The organism is Streptomyces sp. NPDC127190 (genome assembly GCF_042672505.1).
GTDB lineage: Bacteria > Actinomycetota > Actinomycetes > Streptomycetales > Streptomycetaceae > Streptomyces.
In genome coordinates this window covers 32,880-52,686 of record NZ_JBHXVE010000037.1, presented here as the reverse complement: position 1 = coordinate 52,686, position 19,807 = coordinate 32,880, and the positions used below count along the sequence as shown (strand labels likewise).

Here is a 19,807-nt window from a genome sequence, read left to right as displayed (position 1 = left end):
CGCCGCGGTGGTCAGGACGCGGCGGGGGCAGCCGTGTCGAGGCCGCGAGCAGCGACGAGTTGGGCGCTGCCGTCGGCCAGGCGGTAGCGCAGGCCCACCACGGCGGTCTGGCCGGCGGCGACCTTGTCGGCGAGTACCCGGGAGCGGTCCAGCAGCAGGTCGGCGGTGTGCCTTATGTGCTCGGCGATGATCTCGTCGGGCTCCCCTCGTCCGGCGGCCCGGGCGGCCAGCACGCTGGGGGTCACCCGCTCGACGACGTCCCGGACGTACCCGGCCGGCGTCATGCCGTCCTCCAGCGCGGCGCACGCCGCGCCCACCGCGCCGCACGAGTCGTGCCCGAGGATCACGACCAGCGGGCAGCCCAGCACCTCCACGCCGAACTCGATGCTGCCCAGGACTTCCGGGCCCAGGACATGGCCCGTGGTGCGCACCACGAGCAGGTCGCCCGGACCTCGGTCGAAGATGATCTCGGCGGCCAGCCGGGAGTCGGAACATCCGAACAGCACGGCGAAGGGCTTCTGGGACGGTGCGGTCTCGGCACGGCGAGCGGCGTCCTGGTTCGGGTGCTCGGGGGTGCCGGCGACGAAGCGCTGGTTACCGGCCAGCAGCAGCTCGAAGGCTTCACGGGGCGTCGGGGTCTTGATCTCGCTGGTGCCGGCAGCCAAGAATCCGGCACCAGCCGTCGCACCGCCTGGTCTCCTCGGCCTTGTGGCGGGCCTGGCCGAACATCCACTGCATCAGCTGCCGACGCCCGTGGGGACGGCCCCACTCCTGCGGATCACGCTCGGGCACGTCGCGGTACGGAGGCAGTTGCCCCTCGATGACGTCGTCCAGGTCCACGCACATCTCCGCGAAGGGGTGGCCGGCGGCGCGGATGGCCCGCTCGTCGTACATCCAGCGCGCCCTGTGCAGTTGTCGTGTGGGCTGGGCGAGTTGCGGGTTCGGTGGTCGCTGGCCGATCGCGGCCAGGAGGGTGCGGGCGTACTGGCGGACGGTGGCGTCCCGCCACGGGTCGGTTCTGGGGTGGGTGACAAGCAGGGCGGTGAGTTGAGCGGCTGCTGGCTTGTCCGGGTGGTGGGCGGATCTCTCGGCGATGTGGTCCGTGTCGCGCAGGGCAGGAATCTGGCGGGTGGAGGCAAGGGTGAGGTCGAGCCAGAGCGTGTCGTCGATGCTGGTCACCCGCCTCCAGCGGGCGTGGTCGGCGCGGCAGGCCAGCGGGCTCGGTGGCTACTGGGCAAGTTGCCGGAGGAAGGTGCGCCTGCTGGCCGCCACTCGTTCTGCGCTACCGACGGACAGCGCTGTGGCCACCGGACAGCGCAGCGCGGGCGGCCGTCATTCTGGCATTCTGCAGGGGCTGGTTGATCAGGGGGAAGTCATGGACGAACACGAACTGAAGCGCGCGGCCGACGTGGGACTGGCACAGCGAGAAGCCGACAAACGCACGTTGGAGCGCATGCAGACCATTGCTCTCCGGCTGTTCTGTGTCGCCTCCTTCCTCGGCCTCTGCGGTTGGCTGCTGAACAAGTTCTGAGCCACGGTTCGCCGTCATCGCCGCCTGCTGCCACGGGATGCAGGTAGCGATGCCTGCCGTCACCGACCGCAGCAGGGCCTACACCAGAACGGCCGGCACGGCGTCTTCGCCCCCCCAGCCTCCTCCTCGAACAGGGCGGCGACCAGGCGCACGTGGTGGTCGGGGAGCTGGCCGGAGCGGTGCCGGTGGCGGGCCGTGGCCAGCCCCATGACCGAGCTGGGATGGAAGGCGGTGGGCGTGCTGGAGCTCACCGCGCTGCCCAGCATCGACGAAGCGCTCTGGGTCTCCTGGGTCCGGGAGGCCGACGTCCTGCTGGTCAACGGCGGTGACACGCTGTACCTGTGCCATTGGATGCGGGAGTCAGGGCTGGCTGAACTCCTGCCGTCGCTGCCCGACACGGTCTACGTGGGTCTCAGCGCCGGGAGCTGTGTGATGACCCCCCGCGTCGGGGAGGAGTTCGTGGGCTGGAAGCCGCCCACCGGCGGTGATAGCGCGCTGGGCGTGGTTGATTTTTCGATCTTCCCGCACCTGGAACATCCGGATTGTCCGGACAACACCATGGCCGCGGCAGAACGATGGGCGGCCCAGATCGCGGGGCCGGCGTATGCGATTGACGAGCAGACCGCCATCAAGGTGGCCGACGGCGCCGTCGAAGTGGTCTCCGAGGGCCACTGGAAGTTGTTTTAGACCGAGGTCGTGCTCGGCGGTTGTCGGCGTACACCTGAACGTGGCCCTGGCAAGATTTCCGTGAGGCCGGGGTGTGCCACCGTGAGCCGGTGACGCCCCGTCACGGATAGTGGCGTCGGAGCAGGGCCATGAGGATGACGCGGTGCCGGAGCAGCGGGACCCCCGCACGCCCAGCCGTGATCCGTTTTTGGAGCTTCAGATCGGTGATGCGGCCTTCGTTGACGCCGGAGTTGAACCGGGTGGTGATGCCCCGTACTACTGCGGGCTGGTCCTCGCGGATGGCTTTGGCCAGGCTGGCCAGGGCCGGGAGGCCGGCGGTCGTGAGTTGCTCGAGCCAGTCCGGCAGTGGGGCGGCGTCACGGGTGTCCAGCATGGCGGCGAACTGACGCACCAGATCGTGGGCGCGGTTCAGTTCTGGGCAGTGCTCGAACAGCCGCTGGAGTGCCTCGGCTGCGTGCAAGCTGCGGCGGGATGGCGTGGTGGTGATCCAGCGGGCGACTTCACGGGGCGAGGGTGGCCGCTCGCGCGGCGTGTTGATCGGCAGGCCGCGGCGTAGAGGTGCGAGGGCCATCTTGACCCGTTGGTAGTGGCCGCTGTAGCCCTTGGCGGAGATCTCCTGGTGCAGCATGGTCGCGGTGTGCTCGCCTTCCTCCCACCGCTGCCGAAGGTAGTCGAGGTATGGATCGAGGCTGGTGGGTCGGCGGGGCCGAGAGCGCCGTACGCAATCCTGCCAGGTGGCGGCCCGGGGCGTACTTGGCCACGGTGCGCCGGTTCAGGCCCAGCTGGCGGGCTGCCGCGCTGAGCGAGCAACCGGTGTCGGTCACCGCGTGCTCCGGCACCTATAGACGCGCCCCCCACACTGAGCAAAAACCACCACCCCGCTCAGCACACTGCGCAACACCAAACACCCAGCTCAACCCACGTATCCCCCGACACGGGACACTCGGTTCCGCGTAAACCCCACCGACCGGCCAGAACTACCACCCAGTACCACTGAACAACAGCAGGCCACAAGCAAGATCAATAAGCACACCATCAGCTACGTAGGTCGACATGAGGGTGCTTCCCCGGGCAGGGTGCCCTGTCACTGGCCGAAGGCCCGCTTGTGCGGGACGGTAGTGCCGGGCTGGGATGGAACGCGGAGGCACGTACGGCTCGTCAGGCGGGCGTCGGCGGCCGCGTCGGTTCCAACGAAGGACAGGTGTGGAGAGTGCCAGTGCGTCAAGGTCGGTCTCCGGTCAGGGCTGTCATCGCCGCGGTGGCCAGTACGGTGATCGCCGCCCTCATGGTCTGCGCCGCGCCGCACGTCCCCGCAGCGCGGGCCGACGACGGGTCACCGCCGGTTCTGGCCGACGGTTTCGGCCTCACTCAGGTCGCCCCTGCCACGGGTACCGTCACGAACTTCGTGATCACCGTAACCACGAAGGAGGTGGCAGGCGAGCACCACATCCGTATCCTGCTGCCCGACGGCTACCAGGCCCACCCCGCCGAGCGGTACCCGGTGTTCTACCTTCTGCACGGCGCACCGGATGATCCGGCCGACCCCTACCTGGCCTACCCTGCGCTGACCTCGGCCACATCGATGATCACGGTCATTCCGGACGGCGGCCTGCGCGGGTGGTACACCGACTGGCTCGACCAGAACACCGCGGCCGGCGCGCAGAACTGGGAGACCTTCCACATCGACCAGGTGATCCCGTTCATCGACTCTAACCTTCGTACTGTGGCGGGCAAGCAGGGCCGCGCCATTGGCGGGATCTCGATGGGCGGCTTCGGGGCGCTGCACTACGCACAGGCTCACCCCGAGTTGTTCAGCCAGGTCGCCACCTTTTCCGGTGCGGACGACCTGTCGCGTGACGAGGCAGTCATCCGTGGCGCTGTCGTCGCGACGCTGACCGACGTCGGCGCTCCGCTGTGTGGCTCCAGCTCCGCGTCGAGCTCCACCTGCGCGATGAACTTCGGGCCCCCGGTGTCCAGCGACGCGATCTTCGGCAGCCCGTATCCGGTGCTGGACGCCGACTGGCGCTGGAACGAGGCCGATCCGTCCACTCACATGGACATCCTGTCCGGCATGGGCATCTCCGTCTACACCGGCAGTGGCGCCGGGAACCCGTCGGAGCCCGAGTTCTGGGTCGAGTCGGCCGCGGCCCATGTCAAGGAGCACCTGGACGCGCTCGGATACCCCTACCGCTATGTGGACTACGGTGACGGCTCCAACTGGGGCCCGTCCTGCCACGGAGACCACAAGGCGGCCTGCTGGGCGCAGGACCTGGTGGATTACGTCCCGCGGCTGGAGGCGGCGTTCGCCGCGTCATGACGTCCGCGTGTTCACGGAGCCCGGCGGTCGGGCGACGTCATCGGGGGCGGAGTCAAGTTCGCCGAGCGGTACTCCCCGTGCTCCTCCCGGTAGCTGCGGGCGAGGTGGTGCTGGAGACGGAGATGGCGGAACTGATGGACGGCGCCGCGGCGGCGCAGGACGCCGCGGCGGTACGCGTCGTCGAGGAATGCCAGCGTGTCCCGTGGCAGTCGGCCCGTCAGGGGCAGCCAGATCCGTGCCAGGAGGATCCACTGCCCCCAGGCGGTGAAGGCGAGCATGTAGGCGGCCGTGCCGCCCAGTCCGCCCGCAGCGGCGATGGGAAGGGCATCTGACAGCGACCACGCGAGCGGTCCGAGCGCGCCGTGCAGCAGGAACACCACGACGTATCCGCCCAGAGCCACGGTCAGGGTGAGCATCGGCGCCAATACCAGCGCCCGGCGCCCGGCCGTCGCGCGGTTGGAGGACAGGAGCCCCTGCGGCGTCGCGGAGGTGGTGACGTCGAGAGGGGCTTCGAGGGCGACCACGAGACCGAAGACGAGGCACGCGGCCGGGCCGAAGATCAGCGCGTACACCAGCATGTTGGTGAGTGTGACGTGGAGCATGGGCGACGTGGCGAGTGGGGCGTGGAAGAACAGGTGGTACTGCAGGGTGGTGACAAGTGCCATGCCGACGCCCATCACGACGCCGCCGGCCAGGACGGCTCCCAGGTACGCGGAGGTCTCACGGAGGGATCGGCGGCCCATGCCGCCGGACGCCCCGGGCAGCCGTAAACGGACGGTGGTGGGTTCGAAGGACTGGCTCCCGCTCCGTGCGGCGACAACCGCGTAGGTGACCCCGAAGGCGAGGCCGCCGGCCAGTCCGACGAGGACGCCTTCGATTAGGACCTGGGCGGGGGTGAGCACGGCGGGCGAGGAGCCCAGGAAAGGAAGTGCGGCCAGACCGGCGCACCAGGTGGAGACGGCGACGCACAGGGCCGACGCCAGCGCGACGGCGAGGACCCGAGTGGGCCAGGGCAGCGAATCGCCCAGCTGCCACCAGGCCAGGTCCTGGCGTTCGTGGTCGAACCGGACGAGGTGGTGGGCGAGATGGCTGAGCCACTTCTGGGCCTGTCCGGGGTCCTGAGGCACGCCGCGGGGGCTGTCGTCGAGGCGGTCGGGGGCACCTCGCCGGTAGACGGCGGGGAGAAAGCCGGCGAGGAGGTGCTCCTCGATGGCGTGGGCGTCGGGGAACAGCGCTGTGTCGAGGAGTTCGTCCGGTGTGTGGTCGGGTGAGTCGCTGTACATCGTCCGTGCCAGGGCGACCATGAGGGGCGTGCTCAGGGCCGCGGCGATGTGGGCACCGCCAGCACCGCCCCCCCGGGCCTCGTCCAGCACGGCGTCCCAGGTCGTCTCGGAGCCGCCGGAGTCGGCCTGACCGGCCTCGTCCGGCAGAACGGGAGCGGTAAGGGGCAGGTACTCCCTGAGATCGTCCAGGGTCAGGTCGCCCAGTTCTATGCCTACGGCCGAGGCCAGCGGCGCGTGTGCCGCCCGGACGGCCTGGGCGAACTCGCCGTGGCGGCTGGTGAGTACGAGGGGTGTCGAGACCCGGTTGAGCGCGTCGAGAGCATCGCTCCGCAAACCCTCGGCGATCTCGTCGAACCCGTCGAGTACGGGGAGGATGAAACCGGCGTCGATGAGGTCCGCGGCCAGTGTCTTCCCGCTGGGGACGCGACGCGCCAAGTGGGGGTGGTCGCGCAGCAGCCCGTCGACCAGCCAGTCCCTCAGTCCAACGGCTGTCGGGTCCCAGGAGCCGACGCCGAAGATCACCGGTACCCGGCGGGAGCCTTGACCCCTCGCCCGCTCGGCCAGGAGGTCCAGGACGAAGCGGATCGCAAGGACCGACTTGCCGGATCCCGCCCGGCCGAGGATCACCAGCCGCCCCGAACCCACCTTCCCGTACATCTCGGCCACTTCGGGCAGGGCACCGCTCATGTCGGCCTCGGGAACGGCTTCTGCGAGGGTGTGGCTCCTGCTGTTCTCCACGTGGTCCGCGAGTCCGGACGGCACCTGCCGCCACCGCACCGGCAGCGGATAGGGATGGTGTACGCGGCGCTGTGCCTCCTCGTGCTGCCAGCGGCGTCTGATCTCCCTGGCCAGTTCGTCCGCAGCCTCGGCGAGGGGGCCCCGGGTCGTGTCCGGCGCGGCCGAGGGGCCGGGCGAACGGGTGGCCGGCACCTGCGCGGCAGGCATGTCCGGGGGCGTTCCGTCCGAGGGCTGCCGGTCCGCGCCGCCCGGTGCGTCCGTCGCGCCGCCCAGCGCGGCCGCCAGCCGCCGGCGGTCCTCGGGGCTGGCCCCCAGCACGTCCGCCAATGACGCCACGGTGCCCAGCCGGTGGTCGAAGGGTTTGTCGTTCTCGATCCGCCGGATGGTGCTCACGCTGACCTTGGCGCGCGCCTCCAACTCTTCCTGCGTCAGTCCCGCCTGCTTGCGCAGCCGGCGCAGCAGTTCGCCGACCGTCTCCGCCACACCGACACCTTCCGCCCTAGGACCAGGTGGGCCGTGAGCCTACCGCGATGACCGGTCACATATGACCGGTGCCGTGACCTGGGCTTTGTGCGGGCCGAACACCAGCATCGCCGTTGTGGCGCCGCGTCCGTCGGACGTGGGGCCCACCCACCACATGAGCGAACGAGTGCGAGGGAACGGATCGCGATGGCGGAAACGAGGGGCGTGTTGCTGCCGGCCTACGTCGTGGCCGACGAGTCGGCGTCGATGGGGCCGTACCTGAGTGACTTGCAGGGCGGGGTGACCTCCCTGTGTGAAGGGCTTCGGGCGGAGCCGATGATCGCGGCGAAGCTGAGGCTCGCCGTTCTCGGCTTCTCCGACGACGTACAGGTCAGGCTCGCGGTGGCCGACATGCGAACCGAGACCTCCGTGCCGAAGGTGGCCATCCGCGGGATGACCAGCTACCGGGCGGTGTTCGACGACATGCTGCAGCGCATTCCCGCCGACGTGCAGTGGCTGCGCGGCGAGGGCTACAAGGTGCACCGCCCGGTGGTGTTCTTCCTCAGCGACGGGCAGCCCTCCGACGGGCACGACTGGCGAGGCCCGCACACCGCCCTGGTCGACCGGGACCGGACTCCCACCGCGCCGAACATCATCGCCTGCGGCATCGGCGACGCCCAGGCGCGGACCATGGTCGATGTCGCGACCCGCCCCGAGTTCGCCTTCGTCGCCAAGCCGGGTACGGACATCGGGAAGGCGGTCGCGGAGTTCTTCCAGTCCCTCACCGCGAGCCTGGTCGCGACCGGCCAGGCACTGAACTCGGCGAGTCCGCTCCTGGTGGTCAGCAAGCCGGACCAGTTCACTCTGGCGATCGACGAGGTCGGGCTGTGACGACCGGACACCGGGGACGCCCCGTGCCGCAGCCCGCGCCGCCCCCGACGGCGGACGTGCCGGGAGCAACTTACCCGCCCGCGACGCCCGGTTCCGCGTTCCTGCCACCGGCGACCTCCGTCCCGCAGCCGTGGGAACGGGTCGCGGTGGACGTCCCTGGTGTGGAGTTCGAGGCCCGGCCCCCCGAACGGTACGCCTTCGACTTCCCCGACAGCGAGTGCGACGGCTGGTCCACCGACGACCTCGCCCTTCGCTTCGCCTCCGTGCGCGGCACGAACCACCGCTACTACCGGCGGCCTCGCCAGGACGCCGCCCGGGCAGCGGCCCACGAGAGAACCGGCAGCGTGGTGTTCGCCGTCGCCGACGGGGTCTCCAGCGCCACGGAATCGCACCACGGCGCCATCGCAGTCTGCCGCGCCTCCGTCGAGCGAATCCTGGATCTGCTCGATCAGGTGCCCGGACCGCTGGACCTGGCCGCTGTCGCCCCGTATGCCGCCGCGCGCCTCGGCGAGTTGGCGCGATGGCGGCTCGGGACCGCCGGCCCCGGGACCGAGGAGGTGGCACGGCTGTTCGCGACCACGCTGGTGGCCGGCGCGGTCCGTCCCACCGCCGACGGCCCGCGCGTCGAGCTCTTCCGGGTCGGGGACTCCGGCGCCTGGCTGCTGGACCGGGCGAGCGGTCACTACCGCCAGGTGTTCGCTTCGAAGACCGGGACGGACGCCGTACTGGTCAGCAACGAGGTGGCGCCGCTGCCGTGGATCCCGGACAGCTTGGAGCAGGCCGCCTTCCGCCTGCCCGACCACATGGTGCTGCTGACGGGCACCGACGGCTTCGGCGATCCGCTCGGCGACGGCGACGGCGCGGTCGGCGCGCTCTTCGCCCGCCATCTGTACGAGCCCCCGCCGCCGTTGTGGCTCGGACACGTCCTGGACTTCTCCCGCGAGACGTTCGACGACGACCGCACCTTGCTCGCCGTCTGGCCCCAGGCGGCCGCGGTGCCGCCGCGGAAAGCCGGGTCGCGATGAGTGCCGATCAACCCGCACCCATCGACATCAGCACGCTGGCTCTCGGCGACCGGCTCGGCCAGGGCGGCCAGGGCACCGTCCACCAGGTACGGAACAAGCGCATCAACAAGGGGGCCGTGTACGGCGACTGGGCGGTCGTCTACAAGGAGTACAGCGCCGCCGTCCTGCCGGCTCTCGACACCGCGGCACTCGAATCCGCCGTGGCGCTGCTCAACCATCTCTCCGAGAGCGACGGACGCTCGCTGTGCGAGAAGACCGCGTGGCCGGCCGTCGTGGTCCACCGTCAGGGCCGGGCGTGCGGGTTCCTCATGCGCGCGGTCCCTGACCGCTTCCACTTCACGCTCCGGTCGCTGACCTCGGTGAGCCCGCCGCAGCGGCGGCTGGCCACCGTGGAGTACCTCCTCAACGACGACGCCTACGCCGCCGGGATCGGCCTGGCCGTGGGCGACCGCGACCGGCTCCTGCTGCTGGCCGATCTGGCCGCGACCCTGCACCGTCTGCACAAGCTCGAGGTCACGGTCGGCGACGTCTCCCCGAAAAACCTGCTGTTCACCCTCACCCCCCGGCCCGAGTGCTTCCTCATCGACAGCGACGCCATGCGCCTGCGAGGCGCGAGTGTGCTGCCGCAGGCCGAGACTCCCGACTGGCAGATCCCCTCGGGAGAGGAACGCGCCACCCGCGCAAGTGACGTCCACAAACTCGGCCTCCTCGCCATCCGGCTCTTCGCCCGCGACCAGACCACCACCGACCCGGCAGCCCTCGCCCGGATCAGTTCGGGCCTCGGTGACCTCGCCCGTGCCTCCCTCGACCCGGACCCGGCCAGCCGTCCGACCCCGGCGGCCTGGGCGGAAGAACTGACCGCGGCCGCCGCCACGACGACCAACCAGCCGAAGAAGAACCAGCGGAAGCCGAAGCCCGCCCCGCGGCGCACCGGGTCGGCGGTCACCGGCCCTGGCCCCGGCCGACCGGGCAGCGCCGGAGCGGGTCGCACCACTGGGCCGGGAAGCCCCACCGGCACCCCGGCGAGCGGCCTCAAGCGGGCCCTCGGCGCCCTCGCCGCGATCGCGGCCTTCGTGGCAGTCATCGCCGGCGGCCACCAACTCCACTCCCGGGCCGAAACCGTCAGGGACGCACACGGCCCCGTCCTGAGCAGTCCGCCGTCTTCCGACCTGTTCAGCACGCCGCCCGACTCCACTGACGCCACCACGGGCAACCTCGACGATCCCGGCGACGGCGCCTCCACCGGGCCCGGAACATCGGCTCCGGACACGCCGTCGGCCACGCCCACCGATCCCATCGGCACCGCCGAGGTCGGGGACTGCTTCGACGACCACGGCGGCGGCAAGCAGGCTGATCTGAGTCCCGCCGACTGCGCCGCGGGCACCTTCAAGGTCACCCGGGTCAGAACCGGGACCACCGACCTTGACAGCTGCGACGGTGTCACCGACAGCGACGAGAGCGTCTCCTCCGCCGTCTACGACCGCGTCCTCTGCCTCAGCTATCAGAGCTCCGGGGGAAGCGCCTTCCACGCCCACCAGGGCGACTGCGTCTTCGGGGTCCCCGGCGACGAGGAGTGGTCGACGCAGTCCTGCCGGGTCGGCACGTTCAAGGTCCTCGCCGCCTACCGCGGCACCACCTCCCATGCCAAGTGCGAAGGCTGGCCCCACTACAACTACTGGCGCTCCATGAAGGTCGCCGGCAACCCGGGCCTCGACGTGATGCTGTGCCTCTCCATGAACTACCCGGACGACGCCGGCTACGCGGTCCGCAACGAGTGCCTGGTCAAGTCGGGCAACACCTTCACCAACGTGGGTGACTGCGGGAAGTCCAACGTCTACGTCACCGGACGCACCAGCACCTACGACGACACCTCGTTCTGCGGCAGCGACGGCTCCACCACGTGGCCCTCCACCGACTACCCCTCCTTCGCCTACACCGTGTGCTGGCGCTGGCGCTGACTCCCAGGCCCGCGCGGACACAAGGCCTCCGCGCCACTCACCTCATCCCACCCCGCCCCTTTTGTCACACATCGTTCAGGAGTCGACATGGCGTACCGCTACTGGTGCGGCGAGTGCAGCTTCAAGTCGTCCTGGGGAACCGAGTCCCAGGGCGAGAAAGAGCAGCTCAAGCACTACCAGGTCCACCACCCCGGCCTCGTTCCCGGCGGGCAGGTCGAGACCAACCGTAAAGACCCGGAGGGCGGCGGCAGTTGCCTCGCGATCATCGCCATCGCGATCCTGCTCGTTTTCCTCGCCGCTTCGTGCCACCACTGAAACCCGTCCCAGGAGCCCGAGTTGTCCTCTTCGCAGCAACCCCACGGCCCCGCCGACCGGCCTCGCCCCACGTGGCAGCACTCGCGACCCCCCGACGGCGCCGAAGGCCCGCCCCGCCCCACTTGGCAGAACACCCCCCGGGCCACCCCGCCTCCACTGGGCCGCCCCGCCCCCGCTGCCACCCCGTCCCTTCCACCGCCGCAGCGTCCTCCACAGCCGCCCACGGCGCCTCCGGCACCGCCCGCGCCGCCGCAGCCACCCGCGCCACCGCCGTCCGGGCCCCCCACGGCAGGAACGCCGACCGGTTCCCCACGAGCGCTCGCCCGGTGGTTCCGGCAGACGCGCGCCCGGTCCCTCACCGCCACAAGTGTCGCGCTGGCCGTACTAGCGAGCCTGCTGTACGTGTTGTGGCCGAGCGCGTCGAACGGGTCGGGCGGCTTTGGGGACGCCAAGCACGAGGCATCGGCTCCCCACGTGTCACCGGCCCGGCAGGGCGCTTCGGCGGCGCAGGCGCTGAGCGCCATGCCGGCGGTGAACCTGTCGATGGTCTACGCCCCGGCCGAACACGCGCCCCTGACCCGGGCGAACCTGACGGTCAACAGCGCGGGACAGGCGGCGGGAACCCTCAGCGAACCGGTGACCGGAAAGTCCGCCCTCGCCTGGTCCGGCGACCAGCTCTACCTGAAGGGCAACTCGGCCTTCTGGGCGCAGCAGAGCCCCCAGTTCGGCCACGACCTGACCAGCACCGGTCACTGGGTGGTGCCGGAGAAGCGCTCCGGCTACTACATGCTCGACAGCTTCGGAGTGAACGCCGGCTCGCTGACGCCAGCCTCACTCGCCACGCTGGTCCGGAAGGTCACCTCCGACCCCGAGGCGATACGACAGGAAGGCGCGACGTTCCAGGGCCGCAAGGCGGTTTCGTACACCTCTCAGGGCTGGACGGTCCTCCTCTCCGACGAGTCGCCCTACTCCGTCCTCGCCATCGGCGGCGACCCGGGCGGCGACAGTCCCGTCAAGTCCGCCGCCTGGCGCCCCGCCCGGCGCACCGGCCAGGCGGCGGAACCGGCGGACTACCGCCCGAACGCCGTGGCGGCGGACGACAGCGACTTCAGCAGTTACCTCCTGCTGGCGCCGAAGCCGGCCACCCCAGAGCAGACCGCCGCGGTCCGGACCACCACCGCCTCCGCCGTGGCGACCGCCGTCCCGCCCGCCACGTCGGCCGAGGCGGTCTCCAAGACCATGGGGCCCGCCTTCACCATCACCAGCAACGACGCTTACCTGTGCACGACCAACCCGTGCTCGTACTCCATCACGGTCACCAACAGCGGCGACCAGGCGGGCGACGCCACCCTGTACCTGAACATGCCGCAAGTGCCCACCGGCCCCCACCCGCTGGGCGCCCTGCAACCCAAGCAGTCCAAGACAGTCAGCGGCACCCGCCCCAACATCGCACCGCCCGGCAAGACGGTGACCTTCACCGACTACGCCTGGGTGTACTCGACCACCGAGTACGGCACCGACCCCGAGGTCGGCAGCCGGCTTCACGCCCGCAACCTACGACCCGGCAACCTCTCATTCAGCACCCCTTTGCAACCCACCGTGGCCAGGCTGCTCGACGCCATGACGAAGGACCGGCCTACCAGCGACACCGAGGCCGGCAACAAAGCGACCGACGCGATCGAAACGGCAAACGACCAGGGCGAGCTGCCCGACCTGGGGAAGATCGTCGACTCCGGCCGGCTGACTAACCCGCAGGACCTGCGCAACATCCTCCCCACCACCGACAACGTCGACAACCAGCGCGTGCTTCAGCAGATCGCACTGCTGCTCCAGACCGACCCCCGCGCGCACGTCACCTGGACCGCGCCCGCCACCGCCGGAAAAGCGACACCCCCGGCGGACTACCTCTACACCACCACCGAACAAGGCCGGCAGGTCAAACGCGCCGTGAAGGCAGAAACGGTGCGGAGTCCGGCGGAACTCGGTTCGAAGGCACGCCTCGGCGCCGCGCAACTCAACAGCGAGCAGCCGGACTCCGGGACCGCCGGGGACCAGAAGGCGCGGTCCGGATACGAACGGGAACTGCGGCTCGACCTCGAACCGTCCGTCGGCCCGCTACTGGGCCTGGCCACCACACAGGACCTAGAGCATTCGCTGTCGACGGGCCCGCAGTTCCAGCAGTGGCGAGACAGCCTCTGCGAGCCGGACGGCGGCGGCCCCCGCCTCGACCGCATCGTCATCGTCAACGGATCCGGCACCCACCAGTGGACCAACCCGCGCCAGCTCGGCGCACACTGCGGCTCCGGTGCGTCCCACACGCCCTCGCCGTCCGTGTCCGCGACTCCGGCGCCCGGAACGACGCCCCCACCCAGTGGTCAGCCCGTCAAATGCGGACCCAACGGCTGGGACAAGTTCCTGCCCAACGACCCCGTCAACGGCAAGCGTGCACAGGGTGTGACCGCATGCCTGAACAAGGGGTATCTCGCCGCCCACAACGGCACCAGCGCCAAGTTCAAGCCGCCTGGGTATGAGTGGTCGCGGGACTTTGCCACGAGCAAGGGCATGCGCAAGGGGAGGGAGATCAACAATTGCCACCTGCTCGGGCGGCTGTTGGGCGGATCCGGCACCGATCCGAAGAACCTCTCCCCGTGCGCCCGCGGCGCCAACACGTACCAGAACGGTTCCACACAGGGCGCAGCCAACATGTTCGCCTACGAGACCCAGGTAAAGGACGCGATTAACGACAATCAGGACGTACTGTACTCGGTGACGCCTGTCTATCGGGGGAACAGAACCGTCCCCACGGGCTACCGGATCTGGGCCTACGGCACGAAGCCGGATGGGTCTGCGGGGGTCAGCATCGACAAAACCGTCCCGAACACGCTGAGGAACGGAGACAACCTGGGTACGCAGTCGGACAGCAGCGGACCCGTACCCTCAGGCTCGACAAAATGACAGGCCACAACGGAAGGTGAAGGATCAGTGATGAGCGCGGCAACCGATGTGGACGCCCTGCTGCGGCTGATGCCGCCCCCGCAGGATGGCGGCACGGCCATCGACTGGGAGGCGATGGCCAGGTCGTGGGGCCGCCCGTTCCCGCCTGACTATCGGCGGTTCATCGAGGAGTACGGGGCCGGAACCATCGAAGACTTCTTGGAGATCGACGCGCCGCAGCCCAATGTGTCACCGGAGGAGGCCAGCCTGGATGGAATGGTCCAAGAGACACTGACCGCCGTGGGCACTTGGGGCATTGTCAAAAAATCGCCCGAATTGGAGGGAGCTTCACCGCGGCTGATCACGTGGGGAGTCGACTCCTCCGCCGACCTGATGTGCTGGGACGCCTCCAGCGAGGACCCGGCCGCATGGCCGGTTCTCGCGTTCAACCGCGGCGATGGCTTGTTCCGCCGATACGACTGCGGAATGGCCGAGTTCCTCACCCGGATGATGAGGGGCGACTTCCCCGAGTGCCCCCTGGACGACGACACTCTCTGGGAACGGGGAGAGGCGCGCTGGGAGAAGCGGTGACACGCAATGGCCCGCGTGCGGCCGTGATCCCTATCCGGCAGTTGCTCGGTTGGGGTGGCGGCTTCGGAGGGGAGCAGCGCTTCTGGTTGACCGGGGTACGGGTTGGTGGCTGTCGCTCGCCTCAGCGGGGTAGCTTCGCGGTGCGTTCCGGGTGGGCCGCGGTGATGTACCGCATGGCGGTCTGCGCGGAGATGCCGAACAGGCGCATCAGGTGAAGCGGGTCGTCGATCTCGAGCGCCTCATCGCGGATTCGGTCTTGCCGCAGCGTCGGCATCGTGAGGCCGGTGGGCCAGAAGATGTTGGTGAACGTGGTGCGGCATCGCGGCAGCGGTTGCTGTGCCTGCAGACAGCCGTGCCCCGTACCAGCAATCCCCGAACCTGATCACCGGTCACTTCCAGTTACATGACTTGATCACCCAACCCTCTATCTGACGTCACCGCAGACCAGACCTCACACTTCAAGACCACCACCCACACCCGCGTCCCGGACAAAAGACCGCGCCGCACGACCGCACCCCGCACAGCAAACTGATAAGCCCAGGTGCAACCACCAGGCGCTGATCAGGAACACCGCTCCTGGACACCGCCCTCGCCGCGCTGGGCATGGACTGGGCGGGCGCGGTGCCGGCCGTCGAGGCCGCCCCGGGGCTGCCCGCAGCCCACGCCGCCGGCGGCCCCGACGAAGCGGCGGGTGCGGGAGCATCACGAGGAGTGTGACAAGGAGCTGTACGAGGGCGGGAACCGCACCTGCTGGTCCATCGAGCGGTTCGGGCCGCCCTCCGAGCGGGAGAGCTACTGGGACAACCTCTGACCGCTCCCCCACAGCGTGAGACCCCGGGCCCGCCGACAGAACCCGGGGTCTGATGCTGTCGGCACGGCCGTACGACCGCGTGGGCCGCCGGCCCAGCACCTTGGAGGACAGCACCGGGGCGCCGGCGACTTTCGTCGGCCCGGCCGCCGGGTCAACGGCGGGTGCGGCGCGGTGGGCCCGGCCGCCGCGCAGTCGGACCGGGCGTGCCCCGATCCCCGGCCGCGGCCGTACCGCCCATCCCGCCCGTCCCTTTGATCCCCGGCTGCGGCCGTACCGGCCCGCGTCGCGGCCAGCCGGAGCGTGTCGCTCAGGCGGAGCCGTGAGTTGAGCGGGCATGGAAGACGTCACCACCGCGACCGGCACCACCGTGCCCGCTGCCGCGATCGAGCAACTGCTGTTCACCAAGGACTGGCTCAAGGGGGTGCGGGCCATCGCGCACGACACCATCAGCGAGCGGGCCTCGATCGCGTACACGTCCGCCTACCACCTGTCCGGTAGCAGGGAGTTCCACGACGACGCGCACTCCACCGCCGTTCACAATCTTCTGCACTGCACGACGAACAGCATCGTCGCCTTCGCCCTTTACCATCTGCGGCCCCTGCTGCCCGATCTCACCGATGAGCAGAGGGCCCGGATCGACGCGACCGTAACCGCCCTGGATCTCCAGGTGTCCGAAGACCTCACCAGAGCCAACGGCACCGATCCCCGCGAGGTCCGCGCACCGGGTCCTGAGCAACTCGCGCTGGCGCCCGAGGTCTCACGGGCCTGCTCGACGTTGCCAGGCCCTAGGCAAGGGCCAGCTTCGCGCCCTCGCCCCTCCCCTTTCGGAGGACTGCCAGCCCTAGCCTGTCCTCCTGTAGGCGCTTGACGTCGCCTGCGGTCAGTTGTCGGTTCGGTTCCTCTCGGTCGGGCCATGTCTACCTGCGCGCGGACCACGGCCTCGAACAGGGCGCCCGGATCGCCGTCGGGCCCGGCGTTCACGGACAGCAGCGAGGCGACGAGACTGGCGAGGACAGTGACCAGATCGGCCGTCCCCACTGGGCCGCGGACTTCGATCAGCTGACGTACGGCGTCGTCGATGCGGTCCATCACTTCCTCGCTCTGGAGGAACAGCCCGAGCCGGTCGGCGAGGAACATTCGGACGACCGCCACACCGTCGGTCAGGGCGGGGTCCACCTTGAAGTCGGCGTGCGCCTTCTCCGACTCCTTGAACACGGTCGGCATCGTGTACGTCCGCTGCTTGGGGATGAGGCCCCGCTGCCACCATTCCTCGTAAGGGATGGGGCCGACGGCGTCACGGCGTGCACGGTGTTCGTTGGTGGGACGGCCGTCCGGGGAGCGGCAGGCCCGCCCCGCGGCTGCCTTGCAGGTCGGGCATTCAACACGGCGCATCCACGAGCGCACGAGATCCATCTCGGCATCGGAGCGGAGGTGACGTCGCCACTCGCCGCCCCACGGGATGCTCTGCGGTTCGGCTCCGCGCACAGCCTCTCGCACAGCGGGTCAGCCCGCCCTGCAGATCGCTCACATACGGCCCCTCGACGTCGGCTCGTCGGCCGCGACGTGGGGCGGCAGCACGCCCTTCGTTTCGCCATCCCGCCTCCTGGCACTCGCGCGCTGATGTCGTCTGGCTTCCCTCGGACGAAAAGCCCAGTTCATGCCAACCGGTCACAGGTGACTGGCCGTCACGGTAAGCTCGTAACCTCCGGGCAGGGAGCGGAAGGTGACCGGTGGCGGAAACGCTCGGCGAACTGTTGCGTCGGCTGCGCAAGCAGGCAGGGCTGACCCAGCAGGAGCTGGAGGAGCGCGCCGGGGTGAGCGTGAGCACCATCCGCAGAATGGAGAACGACAAACCGTTCGACCACCGGCTCGGCACGGTGACGTTACTGGCGGACGCGCTCGGGGCCGGCCCCCAAGACCGCCAGCGCCTCGCCGCGGCGCTCGGCGGCGTCGCCGGGACACCGGGCGCCGGCATGCCGCCACAGGAGCCGGCGGTGGACGTTCCGGCCGCGCGTCCGCCCGAGACCGATACCGCCCACGCCCCGCGCGCCGTCCATGGCCCGCTCGCCGACGCGGCGGACGATCTGGCCAGAGAGATCAAGCGGCGCTGGCGGCACGAGGAGGCGCAGCGCCGGGTCCACCATCCCTACCCGCTGCCGGTGCGGTGGCGGCAGGTGCCGACCGGCCTGGCCGACCACGTCGAGAACAGCCGGCGCCCTGCCTCCCGAGACACGCCGCACGAGACAGACACGAGCGGCTCCCTGGACGAAGTAGCGGATCTCTACCGGCGAGTGGGCACGGGCCGGCTGGTCGTCCTCGGCCGGGCCGGATCCGGCAAATCGGTCCTGGCGATCCGATTCGTCCTGAACCTGCTGGAGGCGCGGGGCACCGGCCGGGGACCCCAGCGGGTACCGGTGATCTTCGGGGTCGGCTCTTGGGACCCGACCGCCGTCCAGCTCCGCGACTGGCTGGCCGAAAGGCTGCTGCGCGACCACCCGCACCTCGCGCGCCGGGTGCCCAGCGGCAAGACGCTGGCCGCGGACCTCCTCGACGCCGACCTCGTCCTGCCTGTCCTCGACGGATTCGACGAGATCGCCGAAGGGCTGCGGCGCGATGCGCTCGACGTGCTCAACCGCGTGCCCACACCGCTCGTCCTCACCAGCCGCCGCGGCGAGTTCGCCCAGGCCGTGAAGGCGGCACACACGCCACTCGCCTCGGCCGTCGGCATCGAACTGTGCGACCTGACCCTGGACGACCTCAAGGAGTACCTGCCCCGCACCGACCCGCCACTGCCGGGCACACCCAACCGGCCGGGGGACTCCGGCAGTTCCGGCGAGGAAGAGCCCGTTGTCACCTGGGACGCCGTACTCACCACAGCGCAGACCACGAAGGAGCCGGGCGGCACACACCTCGCCCAGGCCCTGAGCACCCCGCTGATGATCGCCCTGGCGCGGGCGCTCTACAGCGACTCCCCCGACCACTGGCCGGACGAACTCCTGGACACGGCGACGTTCCCGGACGCACACTCCATCGAGGAGCACCTGCTCGCCGGATTCGTACCCGCGGTCTACCGGCACCCCGCCCCCGAAGCGCTAGACGACAGCGGTCCCCGCAGCACACCGCCGGCCCCGGACAAGGCCCAGCGGTGGCTGGGCTACCTCGCCCACCACCTGGTCCGGTACGACCACGAGCGCCAAGACCTCGCCTGGTGGCAGCTCGGCGAATCACTGCGCCGCTCCACGCGCGTCCTGGCGGTCGTGCTGGCCTCGGCGCTGTGTGTCGCCCTCGCCACCTGGTGCGTCGGCCTGGCCTCCCTGCCGTTCCTGGGATCCTCACCGACCGCCCTCAGCCCCGCGCAGGTCTTGGTCGAGGGCCTCCTCGTCGGCGTGACCGGCGGTCTCGCCTTCGGCGTCACCTACGCGGTCGTCGGCACCTGGAAGGGGAGCAAGGCCTTCGAGCCCACCGCCGTCCGGCTGCGACTGCCGGGCACCTACCGCGGCATGGGCCGCCGACCGCGCCGCGAGACCACCGCTCTCCTGGGAGCCCTCTTCCTGGGCGGCCTGGTGGTGGGCGCCGGCATGGCGCTCGTCACCAGCCTGCAGTACCACCTGTTCTTCCACGCGCCGCTTGCCACCTCGGCCATGCTCCAGCTCACGCTCACCAACATGCTGCTGTACGGGCTGATCTTCGGCCCCTCCTCCTGTCTGGTCTTCGGGTTCGTGGTCGCGCTCGAAGCCCCCCTCGATGTCACCACCACAGCCACCCCAGAGGGGCTGCTCTCCTCCAACCGCGTGACGGCCATACGACGGGCCCTCATCCTCGCGCCGATGCTGACCCTGGCCGTCGTCGTCGGCGGGCATGTCCTCGTCTTCCTGCTGCACGGCACACTCGGGCCGCTGAGCTGGTCCCTGCCCGACGCACTGCCCGTCGCCGCAGCGAGCGGTCTAGGCGGTGCGGCCGCCTACGTGCTGTCCTTCACCGCGTGGGGGCAGTGGGTCCTGCTGTCGCGGATCTGGCTGCCCCTGACCGGCAGACTGCCATGGGACACGATGGCGTTCCTCAACGACGCCTACCGGCGCGGCGTCCTACGCCGGCGCGGCGCGGTCCACCAGTTCCGCCACCTCCGCCTCCAGCACCACCTCGCCCGCACCTACCGCGACGAGCACGGGAGCTACCGCCCGGCAAACTTCAGCTGAAATCTCCTGTCCGTAGGCGCGGTCGCCCGTCACCCAGCCGATCCCCAGGCGAGCGGCAAGGGTGAGGC

16 protein-coding genes are annotated in these 19,807 nt (G+C 70.3%); 11 read left to right on the top strand and 5 right to left on the bottom strand.

Translation table 11 applies throughout. The features are described 5' to 3' along the window. Positions 1-11: 11 nt before the first annotated feature. Positions 12-665 carry a carbonic anhydrase gene (locus ACFVIU_RS35645; protein WP_385847708.1) on the bottom strand — a complete coding sequence of 218 codons (654 nt, stop codon included), beginning with the start codon at positions 663-665 and terminating at the stop codon, positions 12-14. Beyond that, positions 622-1,179, bottom strand: coding sequence for a hypothetical protein (locus ACFVIU_RS35640; RefSeq protein ID WP_385847707.1), 558 nt, complete (start codon positions 1,177-1,179; stop codon positions 622-624). The genes ACFVIU_RS35645 and ACFVIU_RS35640 overlap by 44 nt, the downstream gene beginning before the upstream one ends. Between ACFVIU_RS35640 and ACFVIU_RS35635 the strand changes: the two genes are divergently transcribed. Together ACFVIU_RS35635 and ACFVIU_RS35630 are read left to right on the top strand one after the other, a co-directional pair. Then, a complete protein-coding gene (locus tag ACFVIU_RS35635) occupies positions 1,169-1,531 on the top strand; it encodes a hypothetical protein (protein WP_385847706.1) in 363 nt (120 codons plus the stop codon). The genes ACFVIU_RS35640 and ACFVIU_RS35635 overlap by 11 nt on opposite strands. A gap of 207 nt (positions 1,532-1,738) precedes the next feature. After that, positions 1,739-2,218: a Type 1 glutamine amidotransferase-like domain-containing protein gene (locus ACFVIU_RS35630; RefSeq protein WP_385847705.1), complete on the top strand. Its 480-nt coding sequence runs from the start codon at positions 1,739-1,741 to the stop codon at positions 2,216-2,218. A 100-nt stretch (positions 2,219-2,318) separates the two neighbouring features. Here the strand turns inward: ACFVIU_RS35630 and ACFVIU_RS35625 are convergent, their stop codons facing one another. Next, entirely contained in the window at positions 2,319-2,846 is a 528-nt protein-coding gene (locus ACFVIU_RS35625; protein ID WP_385847703.1) for a transposase, read from the bottom strand. Between the two features lie 657 nt (positions 2,847-3,503). Between ACFVIU_RS35625 and ACFVIU_RS35620 the strand changes: the two genes are divergently transcribed. Further along, the gene (locus tag ACFVIU_RS35620; RefSeq protein WP_385847723.1) at positions 3,504-4,535 is read left to right on the top strand and encodes an alpha/beta hydrolase; all 1,032 of its coding nucleotides are present in this window, start codon (positions 3,504-3,506) and stop codon (positions 4,533-4,535) included. An 11-nt stretch (positions 4,536-4,546) separates the two neighbouring features. Here the strand turns inward: ACFVIU_RS35620 and ACFVIU_RS35615 are convergent, their stop codons facing one another. Beyond that, on the bottom strand, positions 4,547-7,039 hold the full coding sequence (locus ACFVIU_RS35615; RefSeq protein WP_385847701.1) for a helix-turn-helix domain-containing protein: 2,493 nt from the start codon (positions 7,037-7,039) through the stop codon (positions 4,547-4,549). Between the two features lie 186 nt (positions 7,040-7,225). Here ACFVIU_RS35615 and ACFVIU_RS35610 point away from each other — a divergent pair, with 186 nt between their 5' ends. The 6 genes from ACFVIU_RS35610 to ACFVIU_RS35585 all read left to right on the top strand — a co-directional run bounded on the left by ACFVIU_RS35610 (position 7,226) and on the right by ACFVIU_RS35585 (position 14,732). Then, entirely contained in the window at positions 7,226-7,909 is a 684-nt protein-coding gene (locus ACFVIU_RS35610; protein WP_385847700.1) for a hypothetical protein, read from the top strand. A 23-nt stretch (positions 7,910-7,932) separates the two neighbouring features. Beyond that, complete coding sequence (locus ACFVIU_RS35605) at positions 7,933-8,934, top strand: protein phosphatase 2C domain-containing protein (RefSeq protein WP_385847699.1); 1,002 nt, start codon at positions 7,933-7,935, stop codon at positions 8,932-8,934. Next, complete coding sequence (locus ACFVIU_RS35600; protein ID WP_385847698.1) at positions 8,931-10,892, top strand: hypothetical protein; 1,962 nt, start codon at positions 8,931-8,933, stop codon at positions 10,890-10,892. The genes ACFVIU_RS35605 and ACFVIU_RS35600 overlap by 4 nt, the downstream gene beginning before the upstream one ends. A gap of 87 nt (positions 10,893-10,979) precedes the next feature. Continuing rightward, a complete protein-coding gene (locus tag ACFVIU_RS35595) occupies positions 10,980-11,207 on the top strand; it encodes a hypothetical protein (RefSeq protein WP_385847696.1) in 228 nt (75 codons plus the stop codon). A gap of 402 nt (positions 11,208-11,609) precedes the next feature. Continuing rightward, entirely contained in the window at positions 11,610-14,162 is a 2,553-nt protein-coding gene (locus ACFVIU_RS35590; RefSeq protein ID WP_385847695.1) for a DNA/RNA non-specific endonuclease, read from the top strand. A 30-nt stretch (positions 14,163-14,192) separates the two neighbouring features. Continuing rightward, entirely contained in the window at positions 14,193-14,732 is a 540-nt protein-coding gene (locus ACFVIU_RS35585) for a hypothetical protein (RefSeq protein WP_385847693.1), read from the top strand. Positions 14,733-14,853: 121 nt separating this feature from the next. On the opposite strand, the gene ACFVIU_RS35580 is transcribed toward ACFVIU_RS35585, so the two are convergent. Next, positions 14,854-15,006, bottom strand: a complete 153-nt coding sequence (locus ACFVIU_RS35580; protein ID WP_385847692.1) for a hypothetical protein — start codon at positions 15,004-15,006, stop codon at positions 14,854-14,856. 871 nt (positions 15,007-15,877) lie between these two features. Here ACFVIU_RS35580 and ACFVIU_RS35575 point away from each other — a divergent pair. Continuing rightward, positions 15,878-16,411 (top strand): hypothetical protein, encoded by a 534-nt coding sequence (locus tag ACFVIU_RS35575; RefSeq protein WP_385847691.1) that lies wholly within the window; start codon positions 15,878-15,880, stop codon positions 16,409-16,411. 862 nt (positions 16,412-17,273) lie between these two features. After that, positions 17,274-19,739, top strand: a complete 2,466-nt coding sequence (locus ACFVIU_RS35570; RefSeq protein WP_385847690.1) for a helix-turn-helix domain-containing protein — start codon at positions 17,274-17,276, stop codon at positions 19,737-19,739. The last annotated feature ends 68 nt before the right edge of the window (positions 19,740-19,807 follow it).